Here is a 17,587-nt window from a genome sequence, read left to right on the forward strand (position 1 = left end):
CCGTACCGATGCGCCTCACCGCCCCCTACCCCTACGACCGTTCCGGACAGGCCCGACACGAGCGGACAAGCTCCGGACAGTAACCGTACGTATCGGCATAGTCACTGGTCACAGTAGGCGCGCACCGCCACGCTGAGTGATGTGAATCAGGAAACCGTCGCCCCCGACGCCGAACTCGGCAGCTGCATCCGCAACTTCAGCGTGCGGCTGTCACCCACGCCACGCGGAGCCCGACTCGCCCGTCTCCTCGCCACCGAGCAACTGCGCGAGTGGGGGCTGCCGTTGCACCCGGCGGACCACATCGTCGCCGAACTGGCGGCCAACGCCGCGACGCACGGACGGATTCAGGGCCGCGACTTCGACCTGACGCTCTACGTCATCGGCGCCACGCTCCGTATCGAGGTCACGGACACGCGTGGTGAACGACTGCCCAGAGCCCAACACGCTTCCCCCGACGCCGAGTCCGGCCGAGGCCTCCTCCTTGTCGAGGCACTCGCCGACCGCTGGGGCACCCCCCCGGGGAGGCCGCCGCGCAAGACGGTCTGGGCCGAGGTCACCCTCCGCCAGGCACCGGAACCGGCACCCGGATATGTGAGCTTCGGTGCCACGGGCGGTCTTTCCCCAAAGAACCTGGGAGAGAAAGAACCCCACCAAACCCCACCCCTCCTCCCGCCCGGCAGGCCGCGTCACCCACGCGGGTGAACATCGCCCGCTCGGCTGGATTCGGGAGCGGTCGCCTGCCCTACGCTCAGCGCAGCAGCACAGGCACCACACAACCGCAGAACAACCGCGGACATACGACGGCCCCCGCCGGGACGGCAATCCCAGTGCGAGGGCCTGACCACCCAGGAAGAGAACAGCTTCCCGATGGATACGCAGAACCCTAGCGCGCCCTCGCGCGCCCACGCCCGGGTTGGCGACAACAACCACCCGAACCGGCAGAGCCACTCCGGCGGCGGTCTGATCCACGAGCACACCCGCCACACCGCCCGTTTCACGGTGATCGGCAACCACCTGGCCCAGCACCCGGAGCTGTCACTCCTCGCGATCGGGCTGGGAGCTCACATCCAGTCGCTGCCGAAAGGCGCCCACGTCGACATCAAGAGCCTCACCGCCCGCTTCAAGGAGGGCGCGACCCGGATCGCCGCCGCCCTGCACGAGTTGCAGGACCACGGGTACCTGCGCCGGGAGCGCGTACGCATCCCCGGCGGCCGGATCATCACCCGCACGATCTCCTGCAACCAGCCCGGCCGCACCCACTCGGAGGACGAGCCCGTAGGCCGGGACGACGTACGCCGTAACAGCGCGCCCCGGAAGAAGAAGGCGCCCCGCAAGCCCCTCCCCGCCGTCCCCCAGCCCGCCTACCGCTCCCCCACCCTCCTCCGGACCGCCACCGACCTCCTCGCCGACCTGCGCCGCACGGACCCCCGCCTTCTCCTCTCGGCCTGCGACACCGCCCACCTCGCGCCGGGCGTGGCCGCCTGGCTGGAGCGCGACCTCACCCCCACCGCCGTACGCCACGCCCTGACCGGCGACCTCCCGAACGAACCGCTCCACCGCCCGGCCGCCTTCCTGGCCCACCGGCTCACGGCCCAGCTGCCGCCCCTGCCACCGTTCCGTGCCCCGGCGTCACCGCCATCCGTTCACTACGAGATGACGAACTGCGACGGCTGCGACCGCGGCTTCCGGGGGCCGCAGGGGAGCCGCTGCCGCGACTGCGGGCCCGACCACACCACGCCTGACCTCATGGAGGCCCCCTAGCATGAACGTGACGATCCTTGCCCACGGGCCCAGACGAGGAGCGAGCGCCATGACCATCGCCCCGGACGACGCGCAGCACGGCGCCCCCCACATCTACCGAGCCATGCGGGACTTCGTTCAGTCGATGGACGACACACTCCCCGGCAAATTCGAGATCACCAAGGAAGGAATCGTTCACGACATGATGTCTCCGGGAGGCCCTCACGAGGTGACGGCAGCGCACGTCAGCCGCCGTCTGGAGAAACTCATGCCGGAAGAGCTGCTGGCCCACAATGGCACGCCCGACGTGGAGGACGAGCCAGAAGGCATCATGCGTCACCCTGATGTGATGGTGATCGCGTGGGACGACCTGAATGTCGAGGGCTCCATCGACCCCCGGACACTCGTCGCCGCCATTGAGGTGGTCTCTCGCTCCAACCCCGAGAACGACTGGGTCGGCAAGATGCGCGACTACCCCCTGCTCGGCATCCCCGTCTACGCCGTCTTCGACCCACGCACCGGCACCGGCGCCGTCCTCACCGACATCCATCCCACCCCCGACGGGCCCCGCTACGCCACCCGCAAGGACTTCGTGTACGGCGAGGACGTCACCATCGCCGACTGGACCATCTCCACGGAGAACCTGCCCCGCTACCCGGACAAGGGCTGAGGGCGACGCCGGTCACCTCCCGGCCGCCAGCCCCTCCCGCAGCGCCCCGTACGCCGGCTTCCGCCCGTACTCCTCGTCCATCGGCGTCGCCGCCCCCTGACCGCCGAAGACCCCCGGCACCCACGAGTACCTGTCCGTGAAGCCCCACACCGTGAACGACGTGCAGCTCCGCGCCCCCAGGCAGGCATCCAGCAGCCTCCGGAAGTAACTCGCCTGGGTCGCCGACTTCGTCTCGTCCACCGGCAGGATCATCCGCACGTCCACCTCCGTGAACGCCGTCCGCATCCCCAGCGCCTCGAAGCGGGCGAGGTTCTCGGCGACCTGCCCCGGGAAGCCGTACTGGATCGCGAGGTGGCCCTGAGCGCCGAAGCCCTGCACCGGCACGCCCTCCGCCCGCAACCGCTTCGCCAGTTCGTAGTACGCCGTGGACTTCGCGTTGACGCCCTCCACGTTGTAGTCGTTGAGGAAGAGCTTCGCCTTCGGGTCGGCGGCATGGGCCCAGCGGAAGGCGTCCGCGATGTAGGACGGACCCAGCTCACGCAGCCAGATCGAGTTCCGCAGGCTGCCGTCCTCCTCGAAGACCTCGTTCACCACGTCCCACTGCTGGATCTTCCCCTTGTAGCGCTTCACCTCCGTCGTGATGTGGTTCCGCAGAATGCCCCGCAGCTCCGTCGAGCCGATCGACCCGTCCTCCACCCCGGAGGTCAGCCAGCCCGGCAGCTGGCTGTGCCAGACGAGGGTGTGGCCGCGGACGACCTGCCCATGGGCGCGGGCGTACCGGACGAGGTCGTCGGCGGGCTTCCAGTCGTGGACGCCCCGCCGCGGCTCCACCGACTCCCACTTCATGGCGTTCTCGGCGGTCACCGAGTCGAACTCGCGCGCGGTCGTCCTGCGGTAGGTACGGTCCTCGGCCAGCGCGTTCATGTCCACAGCGGTACCGATGCGGACACCGGCCCGGTCGGCGAGCTTCCTCAAGGACTGGCCGGACTGGCCGGACTGGCCGGACTGGCCGGACGGACCCGAAGGACCGGACGGGTCGTGCGCCGAGGCCGGCTGCACGGCCACCGCCGTGGACAGCAGTGCCCCGGCGACCAGCGCGAGCACGGGCGTGCGGCAGCGGTAGCGGAAGTGGCAGCGGAAACGGTTCGTGTGCGTCATCCGTGGTCCTCTCTCAGATCCGGCCTCAGACACGCTGGCTCTCCAGCGGCCCCAGATACGTCGGCGTCAGTCCGCCCGTGTCGATCACCAGCCGCTGCAGCACCACCGTCGGGTCGACCATCCAGAACGTCAGCCGGTGCACCCCTGGCCCGGCGATCGCGTGCCGGGTCGCCGTCACGTTCACGTTGTCCGAGGTGTTGCGCGCCCACTGCTTGTTCATGAGCCCGTCGTCGGCCCCGGTGACGGCGTTGATGTCGACGACCTGGGGAGCACCGGCGCCGAAGGACACGGCGTACCGCAGCCCGCCCGTCGCCAGCGTGGGGTTCCGAGGTGAGACGTACGCCCGGACCGTCACCTCGTCCACGGCCGACAGAACACTGACCTCGTACTCCAGGCGCGGCCCGGTACCCCCCGGCGTCTGCCGGGCAGCCGTCACCGGCCACGGCGTCACCCCCGCGCCCGTACGCCCGATCCGCTCGATCCGGCGCCAGCGCACCCGCCCGTCGGGCGACCCCACCGCCCGCGCGTGGTGCTCCGCGTCGATCGCCACATACCCGCCCGCCTCGACGAACCCCCGCAGCCCCCGCGCCTCCCGCGCCGTCGGCTTCTCCGCGACGGCCTTCACCCTGACCGAGGCCCCGGCCCCGGACACCGTCAGCGCGGCTTCCGCACCCCCCGCCGGCACCCGCCCCCAGTCCACCCGTACCCCCACCCGCACCTGCTCCTCGACCCGCCCCCGCGACCGCTCCACCACCAGCCACGGCACCGACGACTCGATCCGGTACGAGAAGGGCGTACGCCCCCGGTTGAAGATCTCCACGTACTGCTGAGGCCGCGTCTGATACGGGCTGAAGACCGGCAGAACCGCCTCCGTCGCCGACCGGGGCCACCACTGCCCCGAGTCGTCCGCCCCGTCGACCGCCACCCCCAGGTCCGCCGCCTCCGGCACCTCGATCCGCCGCACCTTGGGGAAGATCTCGTCCGGCAGCGCCACGTTGTTCTTCTCCGGCTGCTGCCACCCGGCGTTCGGGCCGTAGCGCTCCACGTCCCCGTACCCGATGTGCGGCTGCGTCTGGAAGCCCCGCCACTTCCCGCCCGCCACCCCGGAGTTGAAGCGGTCGGCCAACGCGAAGTCCCGTGCCAGCCCCGCCTCGGCAGCCGCCGCCCGGCCGTTCGTCGCCGCCCGCCCCTGCCCCGCGTACAGCAGGTTCTCGAACTCGGCCGCCCGCAGCCCGTACAGGTTCGCCGTAGCCGCCACCGCGTACCCGACCAGCTCGAACCAGGCGTCCTGAACGGCGGCAGGAAGCCGTCTCCCCACCCGTTCCGCCCGCTTCGCCAGCGCCCGCCACTCCTCCGTGACCCGCTCCAGCTCACGATGGCCGAAGAAGAAGGGCGTCTCCTGGTCGTCGTAGACGATCGCCCGCTCGTCCTTGGTGGGGTCCTTCGTCTCATCGAGGGTGATCCGGCGGTTCAGCAGCTCGGGCTTACGTCGCGCCTGGAGCTGCCCGTACGCACCCAGCACCTCGGCGATCTCCGCCGCCACCACCGCCCCGAAGTTCTGGCGCGCGAACCCCCGCTCCCACTCCTCCAGGTTCTTCAGGTCCCAACGTCCCGGATTCCAGGCGTAGTTCAGGAAGAACTCGGTCGGCAGCTCGTTCCCCTTCAGGTCGCCGACGTTGACCACCCACAGCCCACGGTTCCCGAAGGAACTCGCCTCGTGCAGCTGCTCCCACAGATTCGCGAGGTTCGCCGTGTCGACCCACTTGTAGTTGCGCCCGACACCGACGTAGTCGAAGTGGTAGTACAACCCGTAACCCCCAGGTCGTACGGGGCCCCCCGGGTCCGGATGCTTACGGATGTTCCCCCAGTTGTCGTCCGTGAGGACGACCGTCACGTCGTCCGGCGCCCGCAGCCCTCGGTCCCAGTACCGCTGGACCTCCTTGTAGAGGGTCCACACCTGCGGGGTCTCCTCCACCGGCCGGCCGGTCACCTCGGCGATGATCCCCCGCTGGGTCTCGATGATCTCCCGCATCAGCTCGATGCCGTCGCCGTCCGGGAGGCTCGTGTCGCCGTTGCCCCGCATCCCCAGCGTGACGACGCCCTCGAAGTCCTCGTCGACCATGCGCCGGATGCCGTCCCGCCAGTACGCCCGGATGGCTTCCGCGTTCCGGCGGTACGACCACTCGCCGGTGCCGCCGTAGGGGTCGCGCCCAGGGGTCACCACCTTGCCCGAGCTGTCCCGCACCGCCGGCACCGCGTGCCGGTTCCACTCCTCGATCCCCCGCATCATGGGCGCCTCATGAGACGTGCCCATGACAACCCCATAGGCCTTCGCCCGCGCGTGGTTCTCCGGATCGTCCTCGGCGAAGGCCCGCCCCCACACCGCCGGCCAGACGTAGTTCCCCTTCAGCCTCAACAACACCTCGAAGACCTTCGCCCAGAAGTCCGCGTTGAAGCCCCCGGGATGCCCCGGCGCCTTCCCGGGTCCGAAGAACGCCGGCGCCCACGTCCCGAGCGCCGGGTTCTCGTCGTTGACGAAGACGCCCCGGTACTTCACGGCCGGCGTCCCCTGACTGAAGCGGCCCGGCCGCACGTACACCGCGTCCCGGTGGACCGGCGGCACGTCGTCCCACCAGTACCAGGGCGAGACACCGAGGCCGTACGAGACGTCGTACACCCCGAAGATCGTGCCGCGCGGATCGCTGCCCGCGATGACGAAGGCCCGCTCCACCCCGGGCATCGGCCGCTCGACGACCGTCTGCAACGAGGTCTCCCACTCACCCCGCACCCCGCCGACGTCCAGCTTCCCGGCGGCGATCAGCCCGTCGATCAGCGGACTCCGCCCGATGGTCCCCACCAGCACGACCTCGGCCGCCATCCCGCTCCCCGGCCGCACCCCCGTCACCCGCTCGATGTCGTCCCGCAGATCCCCCGCGACCCGTACGACTCCGGGGTGATCCTCGGGACCGACCACGACCGGCGCCCCGACCAGCGAGAACGCCCCGCCGGTGAAGGAGATGTACGCGCCGGGATCGGTGACACGCGGCCCGCCCGGCGCACCACCCGCCGACGCCTCCTCCGCCCGCGCCACACCCGGCAGAGCGGGCACCACGGCGAGACCTGCACCCGCTCCCAGAACGGTTCTACGGCTGACGTCCGCGGACATGCCCCACCCCTCCACCGGTCATCCCGAAGGCTGAATTTGCTCAGCGCCATGACAAATGGTGGAGGGAGTGAAGCGAGGGGACAACGGGTCGTACGCGCCGAATAGTTTCGAAGCCTGCCGCTTGTAGCCGGAGGGCCCGTACGGTCGACGCCGTACGGGCCGCTCGGCCTACTTCTCCTCGAAGGAGTCCCTACGGACGCCGCTCCCGTCCCAGGGCACTTCCCGGCAGGGCTCGGCCCGCCCCTTGTACCCGAACACGGTCGAGGCGGGAGCGCGGTCGCCCGCCCCCCATTGCGGCACCTCGAACACCAGGGAATCACCAGGGCGCAGAGTGAACGCGTGGCTGGGCATCACCTCACCGGTGCCACGCGACGACCCCACCACCCAGCCCGGCTGATAGGCCTCACCACGACGCCTCGCGCAGACATGACCGTTCCTCGGCTTGTCGACAGTCACGCTGATGCCTTCGGCACGCAGCCGCTCACTCAGCTCCTTCTGGTCGTCGCCGCTCAGCACGATGTCCTCCATGCTGACCGTGACACTGCCGTCCTCGTGCCGTTCGACGGCGTACGCGCTGGACCCGCCGGTCGACGACGGCAGCGCGACCACGACTCCCGCCGCGGCGACACACGCCGCGAGGGCGACGAGCGCACGCCGCGTCGTGATCGTGCGGCGGATCACGGGCTCGGGCGCGTCCTCTGCCCGTAGCGCGATCTCCCGCTGGAGCTCGTCCAGCAGCCGGTCCTCGAAGGTCTTCGTCGTCTTCGTGGTCATGCCTCTCCCCCTGCGTAGCTGAGCCCTGCCGGATGGTCGCTGCCCACCGCCGCCGAGCGAAGCGCCCGGCGGGCCCGGTGCAGCCGTACGCGCGCCGTGACCTTGCGTATCCCCAGCGCCGTGGCGGCCTCGGTGACGCTCAACTGGTCGACGGCGACGAGTTCGACGACCGCGCGCTCCCCGTCGGGCAGCCCGTCCAGCGCGGCCAGCGCCCGGCGTCCGGCCGCCTCGGCGTCGAGCTTGTCCTCCAGCCGGCCGATGTCGTCGGCCTCCAGCAGCCGTCGCCCGGCGATCCGGCCGCCGAGCGCGCTCTGCCGCGCACTGCGCCGCGCCTCCGCCGCCACCACGTTGCGCGCGATGCCGTACAGCCAGGCCGTTTCGCTTCCGAGCTCGGGCCGGTAGGCGCGGGCGGAGTCGATCACCGCGAGGAAGGTCTCGGCGGTGAGATCGGCGACGGTGTGCGGATCGGCGACCCGCCGGGCCATGAAGCGGGTGACGGCGTCGACATGACGGCGATAGAAGACCTCGAAGGCCGCCGGATCGTACATGCCTCCCGGCGGACCGCCGCGGCTTCTGCTGTCCGGTGCCAAGGTACGTACCTCCCGTGGTCGGTCGTGCTGTCACTCGTACTTGGACCGGGGCGGGAAAGGCGTTACGGGAAAGACAGAAGAGGCCCGTACGACCGAAGTCGTACGGGCCTCTCCAGACCTACCGGGTCAGAGACCTACCGGGTCAGTTCAAGATCACTTCGTGATCTTGATGACCTGGCCGGCGCCCACGGTCCGGCCACCCTCACGGATGGCGAACTTCAGGCCCTCTTCCATGGCGATGGGCTGAATGAGCTCAACCGTCATCTCCGTGTTGTCGCCGGGCATGACCATCTCGGTGCCCTCGGGGAGGGTCACGACGCCGGTCACGTCCGTCGTACGGAAGTAGAACTGGGGACGGTAGTTGTTGAAGAACGGCGTGTGACGGCCACCCTCGTCCTTGGACAGGATGTACGCCTGGGCCTCGAACCCGGTGTGCGGGGTGACCGAGCCGGGCTTGATGATGACCTGGCCGCGCTCGACGTCCTCGCGCTTGATGCCACGAAGCAGCAGACCGACGTTCTCACCGGCCTGGCCCTCGTCGAGCAGCTTGCGGAACATCTCGATGCCGGTGACCGTGGTGGTGGTCTTCTCGGTCTTGATACCGACGATGTCGACGGTCTCGTTGACCTTGAGGATGCCACGCTCGATACGACCGGTGACGACGGTGCCACGACCGGTGATCGTGAAGACGTCCTCGATCGGCATCAGGAACGGCTTGTCGACGTCACGCTCGGGCTGCGGGATGTTCTCGTCGACGGCCTTCATCAGGTCGAGGACGGACTGGCCCCACTCCTTGTCGCCCTCAAGGGCCTTGAGCGCCGAGACCTTGACGACCGGCAGGTCGTCGCCCGGGAACTCGTACTCGGAGAGCAGCTCACGAACCTCGAGCTCGACGAGCTCCAGGATCTCCTCGTCGTCCACCATGTCGGCCTTGTTCAGGGCGACGACGATGTACGGAACACCGACCTGGCGGGCCAGGAGCACGTGCTCCTTGGTCTGCGGCATCGGGCCGTCGGTGGCGGCGACAACGAGGATGGCGCCGTCCATCTGCGCCGCACCCGTGATCATGTTCTTGATGTAGTCCGCGTGACCGGGGCAGTCGACGTGGGCGTAGTGACGCGTCTCGGTCTGGTACTCGACGTGCGCGATCGAGATCGTGATACCGCGCTGGCGCTCCTCAGGAGCCTTGTCGATCTGGTCGAAGGCCGAGGCCTCGTTCAGGTCCGGGAACGCGTCGTGCAGCACCTTGGTAATGGCGGCCGTGAGGGTCGTCTTACCGTGGTCGATGTGACCGATGGTGCCGATGTTGACGTGGGGCTTAGTCCGCTCGAACTTCGCCTTCGCCACTTGGTCCTCCTGTGGAGTGGTTCTGGTACGCCTTACTCATCGGCGCCAGGTGATCTTTGCTGGGTTGCCGCCCGCCGGGGTTTTCCCTTGCCGGGTGAGCCCCGCCGGTCGGTTTCAAGCCTAAAGCGTGCAAACGGTGTGTGTTACTCGCCCTTGGCCTTCGCGATGATCTCCTCGGCGACGTTCCGCGGAACCTCGGCGTAGGAGTCGAACTGCATCGAGTAGCTTGCGCGACCCGAGGTCTTGCTGCGGAGGTCTCCGACGTAGCCGAACATCTCCGAGAGGGGCACGAGGCCCTTCACGACGCGGGCGCCGCTGCGCTCCTCCATGGCCTGGATCTGGCCACGGCGGGAGTTGAGGTCGCCGATCACATCGCCCATCGACTCCTCGGGCGTGGTGACCTCGACGGCCATCATCGGCTCGAGCAGCACGGGGCTGGCCTTGCGCGCGGCCTCCTTGAAGGCCTGCGAACCGGCGATCTTGAACGCGAGCTCCGAGGAGTCGACCTCGTGGTAGCCACCGTCGAGAAGCGTGACGCGGACGCCCGTCATCTCGTAGCCCGCAAGGATGCCGAACTGCATGGCCTCCTGCGCACCGGCGTCCACCGAAGGGATGTACTCCCGCGGGATGCGGCCACCGGTGACCTTGTTCACGAACTCGTACGCCGGACCATCGGTCTCGGTGATGGGCTCGATCGCGATCTGCACCTTGGCGAACTGACCGGTACCACCGGTCTGCTTCTTGTGGGTGTAGTCCACGCGCTCGACGGTCTTGCGGATCGTCTCGCGGTAGGCGACCTGCGGCTTGCCGACGTTGGCCTCGACCTTGAACTCACGGCGCATACGGTCGACCAGCACCTCGAGGTGCAGCTCGCCCATACCACCGATGATGGTCTGGCCCGTCTCCTCGTCGGAGTGAACCTGGAAGGAGGGGTCCTCCTCCGCGAGACGCTGGATGGCGACACCCAGCTTCTCCTGGTCACCCTTGGACTTGGGCTCGATGGCGACCTGGATGACCGGCGCCGGGAAGTCCATGGACTCCAGGATCACCGGCTGCTTGTCGTCGCACAGCGTCTCACCGGTCGTGGTCTGCTTCAGACCCATCACGGCGACGATGTCGCCGGCGCCCACCGCCTCGATCTCCTCACGCTTGTTCGCGTGCATACGGTAGATCTTGCCGATGCGCTCCTTCTTGCCCTTGACGGAGTTCAGCACGGCGCTGCCGGACTCCAGGCGACCGGAGTAGATCCGGACGAAGGTGAGCTTGCCCAGGTGCGGGTCGCTCATGATCTTGAACGCCAGCGCCGACAGCGGCTCGTCCACGGACGGCTTGCGCTTGACCACGACCTCGGGGTCCTTCACGTCGTGGCCCTCGATGGCCTCGACGTCAAGCGGGGTCGGCAGGTAGCGCACGACCGCGTCGAGCAGGGGCTGAACGCCCTTGTTCTTGAACGCGGTGCCACAGAACACCGGGGTGACCGTGATGCCGTCACTCTTGCCGGACGCGATGGTGATGCGACGGATCGCGGCGTACAGCTGCTCCTCGGTGGGCTCCTGGCCCTCCAGGAACAGCTCCATGATCTCGTCGTCGTTCTCCGCGACGGTCTCGACCAGCTTGCCGCGGTACTCCTCGGCAGCCTCGGCGTGCGTGGCGGGGATGTCGACGACGTCGTACATCTCGCCCTTCGCCGCCTCGGCGGACCACACGAGCGCCTTCATGCGGACCAGGTCCACAACGCCCTTGAAGTCCATCTCGGCACCGATCGGCAGCTGCATGATGATCGGAACGGCGCCAAGCCGGTCCTTGATCATGTCGACGCAGCGGTGGAACTCCGCGCCGGTCCGGTCGAGCTTGTTCACGAAGCAGATGCGCGGCACGCCGTAACGGTCGGCCTGACGCCACACCGTCTCGGACTGCGGCTCCACGCCGGCGACACCGTCGAACACCGTGACGGCACCGTCGAGCACGCGGAGCGAACGCTCCACCTCGACCGTGAAGTCGACGTGGCCCGGGGTGTCGATGATGTTGATCGTGTAGTCGTTGTCCTCGAGCGGCCAGTGACAGGTGGTGGCAGCAGAGGTGATCGTGATGCCACGCTCCTGCTCCTGCTCCATCCAGTCCATGGTGGCAGCGCCGTCGTGGACCTCACCGATCTTGTAGCTGACGCCGGTGTAGAAGAGGATCCGCTCGGTGGTGGTCGTCTTGCCCGCGTCGATGTGGGCCATGATCCCGATGTTGCGGACCCTGGCCAGGTCAAGTGAAGTGGTAGCCATAAGGCTTCGGTCTTCTCTCGGTCTCGATGGGGGTAGCGACTACCAGCGGTAGTGCGCGAAGGCCTTGTTGGACTCGGCCATCTTGTGGGTGTCCTCGCGCTTCTTCACAGCGGCACCGAGGCCGTTGGACGCATCGAGAAGCTCGTTGAGCAGACGCTCGGTCATGGTCTTCTCGCGACGGGCGCGGGAGTAACCGACCAGCCAGCGCAGCGCGAGCGTGTTGGCACGACCGGGCTTGACCTCGATCGGAACCTGGTACGTCGCACCACCGACACGGCGGGACTTGACCTCGAGGGTCGGCTTGATGTTCTCCAGAGCGCGCTTCAGCGTGATGACCGGGTCGTTGCTGGTCTTCTCGCGCAGGCCCTCCATGGCGCCGTACACGATGCGCTCGGCGGTGGAGCGCTTGCCGTTCAGCAGCACCTTGTTGATCAGCGACGTGACAAGAGGAGAACCGTAGACCGGGTCGATGATGACCGGGCGCTTCGGGGCGGGGCCCTTACGAGGCATTCTTACTTCTCCTTCTTGGCGCCGTAGCGGCTGCGGGCCTGCTTGCGGTTCTTGACACCCTGGGTGTCAAGCGAACCGCGGATGATCTTGTAGCGAACACCGGGCAGGTCCTTCACACGGCCGCCGCGCACGAGCACGATGGAGTGCTCCTGCAGGTTGTGTCCCTCACCCGGAATGTAAGCAGTGACCTCGATCCCGCTGGTCAGACGCACACGCGCGACCTTACGCAGGGCCGAGTTCGGCTTCTTCGGGGTGGTCGTGAACACACGCGTGCAGACGCCGCGACGCTGGGGCGAACCCTCGAGTGCGGGCGTCTTGTTCTTCTCGACCTTGTCCTGCCGGCCCTTCCGGACCAGCTGCTGGATCGTAGGCACTACTTCTCCGGTTTCTGTGTGCCGAATGGTGAAGCTAACCTGGAACACTCGCCGACCCACGCGGTCGGGTGTGTCGAAACTGCAGACTCCCGCCGCGAGGCAGAAAGGGCGCAGATTGCGGTGGCCGCTGCGGCTCCCCCTGTGCGGTTGAAGGCACGCACGAGAACCAGGGCACACCCCAGGCACAAGGTCTGAGCGTACCTACCTCATTGGCTATGGTCAAAACAAATGGGCGGGCGGGGGTTTAGGGGTGGGCCGCTTCAGTACCGACAGGCACTGCCGCGGGCCTCAGATTCCGCTGCTCGACGACGCCCCCGCGATCATCATGAGCATGATGAAGAAGACCCAGCCCGCCACGGAAAGCCAGCCGAGGATGATCCCGGCCAGGGCGAAGCCCTCGCCGCCCTCGCCCGTGCGCTTGATCTCGGAGCGGGCGGAGTGGCCGAGAATGACCGCCGGAATGCCGGTGAGCCCCAGCGTCATGGTGGTGAGGACACCGCACACCATGGAGCCGACGGCCTTGCCGTTGGTCGGTGGGGGCAGCACGGGCGCCGGCATGAAGGTTCTCGGAACCATGGGAGCCATGGCGGTCGGCTGCATCCCTGAGGGGCCCTGGGGCAGGTCGGCGACCAGAAGGGACAGCTCCCCCACTGTGCGCGCCTTGTAGGCCCTCTCCACGCGCCTCTCGTACTCGTCCATCGGAAGGCGGCCCTCGCTGAAGCCCGCCTTCAGTACATCCACAGCACGCTCACGGTCGGCATGTGCGGCGAGCAGCGAAGGACTATTGCCCTGCCCCTGCTGCCACGGAATCGGCTGCCACGACGGGTTCGACACGAGAAACACTCCCCCGGACTGGTTGTTCGTCCATGATGCTCCAACGCACGCCCCACGGCACCGGTTCCCCGCCCCACTTTCGTCTCGGTTCTGCCACACCGGACGCCCGCGCCCACGCCGAAGGGCGGCCACCCGGAGGTGACCGCCCCTCAACTCAAGCAACCGCAGCCGCTCGCCTACTGGTTGTACGGACCGTAGTCGTAGTCCTCCAGCGGGACGGCCTGGCCGGAGCCCGTGCCGAACGGCGAGTAGTCGATGTCGTCGTAGCCGACGGCCGAGTACATCGCGGCCTTGGCCTCCTCGGTCGGCTCGACCCGGATGTTGCGGTAGCGGGACAGACCCGTACCGGCCGGGATGAGCTTACCGATGATGACGTTCTCCTTGAGGCCGATGAGGCTGTCGGACTTGGCGTTGATCGCCGCGTCCGTCAGCACTCGGGTCGTCTCCTGGAAGGAGGCGGCCGACAGCCAGGATTCCGTCGCCAGCGAGGCCTTGGTGATACCCATCAGCTGCGGACGACCGGAGGCCGGGTGACCGCCCTCCTGGACCACACGACGGTTCTCGGTCTCGAACTTCGAGCGCTCGACCAGCTCACCGGGCAGCAGCTCGGCGTCGCCGGACTCGATGATCGTCACGCGGCGGAGCATCTGCCGGATGATGATCTCGATGTGCTTGTCGTGGATCGACACACCCTGCGAGTTGTAGACCCTCTGGACCTCGCCGACCAGGTGGACCTGGACGGCACGCTGACCCAGGATGCGCAGCACGTCGTGCGGGTTGGTGGCACCCACGGTGAGCTTCTGGCCCACCTCGACGTGCTCGCCCTCGCTCACCAGCAGACGGGCACGCTTCGAGATCGGGAACGCCGTCTCGTCGCTGCCGTCGTCCGGCGTGATGACGATCTTCTTGGTCTTCTCGGTCTCCTCGATGCGGACGCGACCGGCCGCCTCGGAGATCGGGGCGACACCCTTCGGCGTACGGGCCTCGAAGAGCTCGACGACACGCGGCAGACCCTGCGTGATGTCGTCACCGGCCACACCACCGGTGTGGAAGGTACGCATCGTCAGCTGGGTACCGGGCTCACCGATGGACTGGGCGGCGATGATGCCGACCGCCTCACCGATGTCGACCAGCTTGCCGGTGGCCAGGGAGCGGCCGTAGCACATGGCGCACGTGCCGACCTTGGACTCACAGGTCAGGATCGAGCGGGTCTTGACCTCCTCGACACCGTGGTGCACGAGCTGGTCGATGAGCACGTCGCCCAGGTCCACGTTGGCCGGCGCGATCACCTTGCCGTCGATGACGACGTCCTCGGCGAGCATGCGGGCGTAGACGCTGGTCTCGACGTCCTCGGCCTTGCGCAGGACCCCGGTCTCGTCCTTCGAGGCGATCCGCAGCTTCAGACCGCGCTCGGTGCCGCAGTCCTCCTCGCGGATGATGACGTCCTGCGAGACGTCCACCAGACGACGGGTCAGGTAACCCGAGTCGGCGGTACGCAGGGCGGTGTCCGCCAGACCCTTACGGGCACCGTGCGTGGAGATGAAGTACTCCAGCACCGACAGACCCTCACGGAACGAGGCCTTGATGGGACGCGGGATGGTCTCGTTCTTCGCGTTCGACACCAGACCACGCATACCGGCGATCTGCCGCATCTGCATCATGTTTCCTCGGGCACCCGAGTCAACCATCATGAAGATGGGGTTGGTCTTGGGGAAGTTCGCGTTCATCGCCTCGGCGACCTCGTTGGTCGCCTTGGTCCAGATCGCGATGAGCTCCTGCGTGCGCTCTTCCTTGGTGATCAGACCGCGCTCGTACTGCTTCTGGACCTTCTCGTCCTGCGCCTCGTAGCCCTTGACGATCTCCTTCTTCGCCTCGGGAACGACGACGTCGGAGATGGCCACGGTGACACCGGAACGGGTCGCCCAGAAGAAGCCGGACGCCTTCAGGTTGTCGAGCGTCGCCGCCACGATGACCTTGGGGTAACGCTCGGCCAGGTCGTTGACGATCTCGGAGAGCTGCTTCTTGCCCACCGAGTAGTCGACGAACGGGTAGTCCTCGGGCAGCAGCTCGTTGAAGAGCGCACGGCCCAGCGTGGTCTTCAGACGGAAGCTGTCACCCTGCTGCCACTCCGGCTCGCCCTCCTCGCGCGCCGGAGGCATCCAGCCGCGCGGCGGGATGGTGCCCACCGGGAAGCGGATGTCCACCGCGGACTGCAGCGCGAGCTCGCCGGCGTCGAACGCCATGATCGCCTCGGCCGTGGAGGCGAACGAACGCCCCTCGCCCTTGGTGTCACGGAGCTCGCCGTCGGTGGTGAGGAAGAACAGACCGAGGACCATGTCCTGGGTCGGCATCGTCACCGGACGGCCGTCGGCGGGCTTGAGGATGTTGTTCGAGGACAGCATCAGGATGCGGGCCTCGGCCTGCGCCTCCGCGGAGAGCGGCAGGTGCACGGCCATCTGGTCACCGTCGAAGTCCGCGTTGAACGCGGTGCAGACGAGCGGGTGGATCTGGATGGCCTTGCCCTCGACCAGCTGCGGCTCGAAGGCCTGGATGCCGAGGCGGTGCAGGGTGGGCGCACGGTTCAGCAGCACCGGGTGCTCGGCGATGACCTCTTCGAGGACGTCGTACACGACGGTGCGGCCGCGCTCCACCATGCGCTTGGCGCTCTTGATGTTCTGCGCGTGGTTGAGGTCCACGAGCCGCTTCATCACGAACGGCTTGAAGAGCTCCAGCGCCATCGCCTTCGGCAGACCGCACTGGTGCAGCTTCAGCTGCGGACCGACGACGATCACGGAACGCGCGGAGTAGTCCACACGCTTGCCGAGCAGGTTCTGACGGAATCGACCCTGCTTGCCCTTCAGCATGTCGCTGAGGGACTTCAGCGGGCGGTTGCCGGGTCCCGTGACCGGGCGACCACGACGGCCGTTGTCGAACAGCGCGTCGACGGCCTCCTGGAGCATGCGCTTCTCGTTGTTCACGATGATCTCGGGCGCGCCGAGGTCGAGAAGCCGCTTCAGTCGGTTGTTCCGGTTGATCACACGGCGGTACAGGTCGTTCAGGTCGGAGGTCGCGAAGCGGCCACCGTCCAGCTGCACCATCGGGCGGAGGTCCGGCGGGATGACCGGCACGCAGTCCAGCACCATGCCCTTGGGGCTGTTGCTGGTCTGCAGGAACGCGGAGACGACCTTGAGGCGCTTGAGCGCACGGGTCTTCTTCTGGCCCTTGCCGGTGCGGATGATCTCGCGGAGGCGCTCGGCCTCCTCGTCCAGGTCGAAGGACTCCAGGCGCTTCTGCAGCGCCGCGGCACCCATCGAACCGTCGAAGTACGTGCCGAAGCGGTCACGCAGCTCGCGGTAGAGGAGCTCGTCGCCCTCCAGGTCCTGGACCTTGAGGTTCTTGAACCGGGTCCACACCTCGTCGAGACGGTCGATCTCGCGCTGCGTACGGTCGCGCAGCTGCTTCATCTCACGCTCGGCGCCCTCGCGCACCTTGCGGCGCACGTCGGCCTTGGCACCCTCGGCCTCGAGCTCGGCCAGGTCGGTCTCGAGCTTCTTGGCGCGGGCCTCCAGGTCGGAGTCGCGACGGTTCTCGACCTGCTGCCGCTCGACGGAGACGTGCGCCTCCAGGGAGGGCAGGTCACGCGTACGGCGCTCTTCGTCGACGTACGTGATCATGTACGCCGCGAAGTAGATGACCTTCTCAAGGTCCTTCGGGGCGAGGTCGAGCAGGTAGCCCAGCCGCGACGGAACGCCCTTGAAGTACCAGATGTGTGTGACAGGAGCGGCCAGTTCGATGTGGCCCATCCGCTCACGGCGCACCTTGGCGCGAGTGACCTCGACGCCACAGCGCTCACAGATGATGCCCTTGAAGCGGACACGCTTGTACTTGCCGCAGTAGCACTCCCAGTCCCGGGTCGGACCGAAGATCTTCTCGCAGAAGAGTCCGTCCTTTTCAGGCTTGAGCGTGCGGTAGTTGATCGTCTCGGGCTTCTTGACCTCGCCGTGGCTCCACTGACGGATGTCGTCAGCGGTGGCCAGACCGATCCGGAGCTCGTCGAAGAAGTTGACGTCGAGCACTATGCGTCAATCCCTCTCAGGGTTGTAAGTCATGGGGTCTGATACGGGGGTCCTGGGGCCGGAGGCCTTCATCGC

General features: G+C 67.8%; 13 protein-coding genes. 3 read left to right on the top strand and 10 right to left on the bottom strand.

Annotated elements, in window-relative coordinates; genetic code table 11:
• Positions 1 to 141: 141 nt before the first annotated feature.
• The 3 genes from OG622_RS19820 (at position 142) to OG622_RS19830 (ending at position 2,410) form a co-directional block, all read left to right on the top strand.
• On the top strand, positions 142 to 702 hold the full coding sequence (locus OG622_RS19820; RefSeq protein ID WP_371577718.1) for an ATP-binding protein: 561 nt from the start codon (positions 142 to 144) through the stop codon (positions 700 to 702).
• Positions 703 to 867: 165 nt separating this feature from the next.
• On the top strand, positions 868 to 1,761 hold the full coding sequence (locus OG622_RS19825) for a helix-turn-helix domain-containing protein (protein WP_371577720.1): 894 nt from the start codon (positions 868 to 870) through the stop codon (positions 1,759 to 1,761).
• A gap of 49 nt (positions 1,762 to 1,810) precedes the next feature.
• Positions 1,811 to 2,410 (top strand): Uma2 family endonuclease, encoded by a 600-nt coding sequence (locus tag OG622_RS19830; protein ID WP_371577722.1) that lies wholly within the window; start codon positions 1,811 to 1,813, stop codon positions 2,408 to 2,410.
• Positions 2,411 to 2,422: 12 nt separating this feature from the next.
• Here OG622_RS19830 and OG622_RS19835 read toward each other — a convergent pair whose 3' ends face one another.
• From OG622_RS19835 to OG622_RS19880, 10 genes are all read right to left on the bottom strand, one after another.
• Complete coding sequence (locus OG622_RS19835) at positions 2,423 to 3,568, bottom strand: endo-1,4-beta-xylanase (RefSeq protein ID WP_371577724.1); 1,146 nt, start codon at positions 3,566 to 3,568, stop codon at positions 2,423 to 2,425.
• A gap of 25 nt (positions 3,569 to 3,593) precedes the next feature.
• The gene (locus OG622_RS19840; protein ID WP_371577725.1) at positions 3,594 to 6,734 is read right to left on the bottom strand and encodes a glycosyl hydrolase 115 family protein; all 3,141 of its coding nucleotides are present in this window, start codon (positions 6,732 to 6,734) and stop codon (positions 3,594 to 3,596) included.
• Positions 6,735 to 6,902: 168 nt separating this feature from the next.
• The gene (locus tag OG622_RS19845; protein ID WP_371577727.1) at positions 6,903 to 7,508 is read right to left on the bottom strand and encodes a hypothetical protein; all 606 of its coding nucleotides are present in this window, start codon (positions 7,506 to 7,508) and stop codon (positions 6,903 to 6,905) included.
• A complete protein-coding gene (locus OG622_RS19850) occupies positions 7,505 to 8,056 on the bottom strand; it encodes an RNA polymerase sigma factor (RefSeq protein WP_371577729.1) in 552 nt (183 codons plus the stop codon). The genes OG622_RS19845 and OG622_RS19850 overlap by 4 nt, the downstream gene beginning before the upstream one ends.
• Before the next feature lie 195 nt (positions 8,057 to 8,251).
• On the bottom strand, positions 8,252 to 9,445 hold the full coding sequence (gene tuf, locus OG622_RS19855; protein WP_371577731.1) for an elongation factor Tu: 1,194 nt from the start codon (positions 9,443 to 9,445) through the stop codon (positions 8,252 to 8,254).
• Positions 9,446 to 9,588: 143 nt separating this feature from the next.
• Complete coding sequence (fusA, locus tag OG622_RS19860; RefSeq protein WP_371577734.1) at positions 9,589 to 11,718, bottom strand: elongation factor G; 2,130 nt, start codon at positions 11,716 to 11,718, stop codon at positions 9,589 to 9,591.
• A 39-nt stretch (positions 11,719 to 11,757) separates the two neighbouring features.
• Positions 11,758 to 12,228, bottom strand: coding sequence for a 30S ribosomal protein S7 (gene rpsG / locus OG622_RS19865; protein ID WP_005481264.1), 471 nt, complete (start codon positions 12,226 to 12,228; stop codon positions 11,758 to 11,760).
• A gap of 2 nt (positions 12,229 to 12,230) precedes the next feature.
• Positions 12,231 to 12,602 (bottom strand): 30S ribosomal protein S12, encoded by a 372-nt coding sequence (gene rpsL / locus OG622_RS19870; protein WP_003948652.1) that lies wholly within the window; start codon positions 12,600 to 12,602, stop codon positions 12,231 to 12,233.
• A 288-nt stretch (positions 12,603 to 12,890) separates the two neighbouring features.
• Entirely contained in the window at positions 12,891 to 13,436 is a 546-nt protein-coding gene (locus tag OG622_RS19875) for a DUF1707 and DUF4190 domain-containing protein (protein ID WP_371577736.1), read from the bottom strand.
• Between the two features lie 176 nt (positions 13,437 to 13,612).
• Positions 13,613 to 17,512, bottom strand: a complete 3,900-nt coding sequence (locus tag OG622_RS19880) for a DNA-directed RNA polymerase subunit beta' (protein ID WP_371577738.1) — start codon at positions 17,510 to 17,512, stop codon at positions 13,613 to 13,615.
• Positions 17,513 to 17,587: the final 75 nt, after the last annotated feature.

Origin of the sequence: Streptomyces sp. NBC_01314, from assembly GCF_041435215.1 — a bacterium.
GTDB lineage: Bacteria > Actinomycetota > Actinomycetes > Streptomycetales > Streptomycetaceae > Streptomyces.

Excerpts from the sequence above, each read along its gene's own strand:
- OG622_RS19835 (WP_371577724.1), bottom strand. The coding sequence starts at position 3,568 with ATGACGCACACGAACCGTTTCCGCTGCCACTTCCGCTACCGCTGCCGC.
- OG622_RS19845 (WP_371577727.1), bottom strand. The coding sequence starts at position 7,508 with ATGACCACGAAGACGACGAAGACCTTCGAGGACCGGCTGCTGGACGAG.
- fusA (WP_371577734.1), bottom strand. The coding sequence starts at position 11,718 with ATGGCTACCACTTCACTTGACCTGGCCAGGGTCCGCAACATCGGGATC.
- OG622_RS19840 (WP_371577725.1), bottom strand. The coding sequence starts at position 6,734 with ATGTCCGCGGACGTCAGCCGTAGAACCGTTCTGGGAGCGGGTGCAGGT.
- OG622_RS19825 (WP_371577720.1), top strand. The coding sequence starts at position 868 with ATGGATACGCAGAACCCTAGCGCGCCCTCGCGCGCCCACGCCCGGGTT.
- OG622_RS19850 (WP_371577729.1), bottom strand. The coding sequence starts at position 8,056 with ATGTACGATCCGGCGGCCTTCGAGGTCTTCTATCGCCGTCATGTCGAC.
- OG622_RS19830 (WP_371577722.1), top strand. The coding sequence starts at position 1,811 with ATGACCATCGCCCCGGACGACGCGCAGCACGGCGCCCCCCACATCTAC.
- rpsG (WP_005481264.1), bottom strand. The coding sequence starts at position 12,228 with ATGCCTCGTAAGGGCCCCGCCCCGAAGCGCCCGGTCATCATCGACCCG.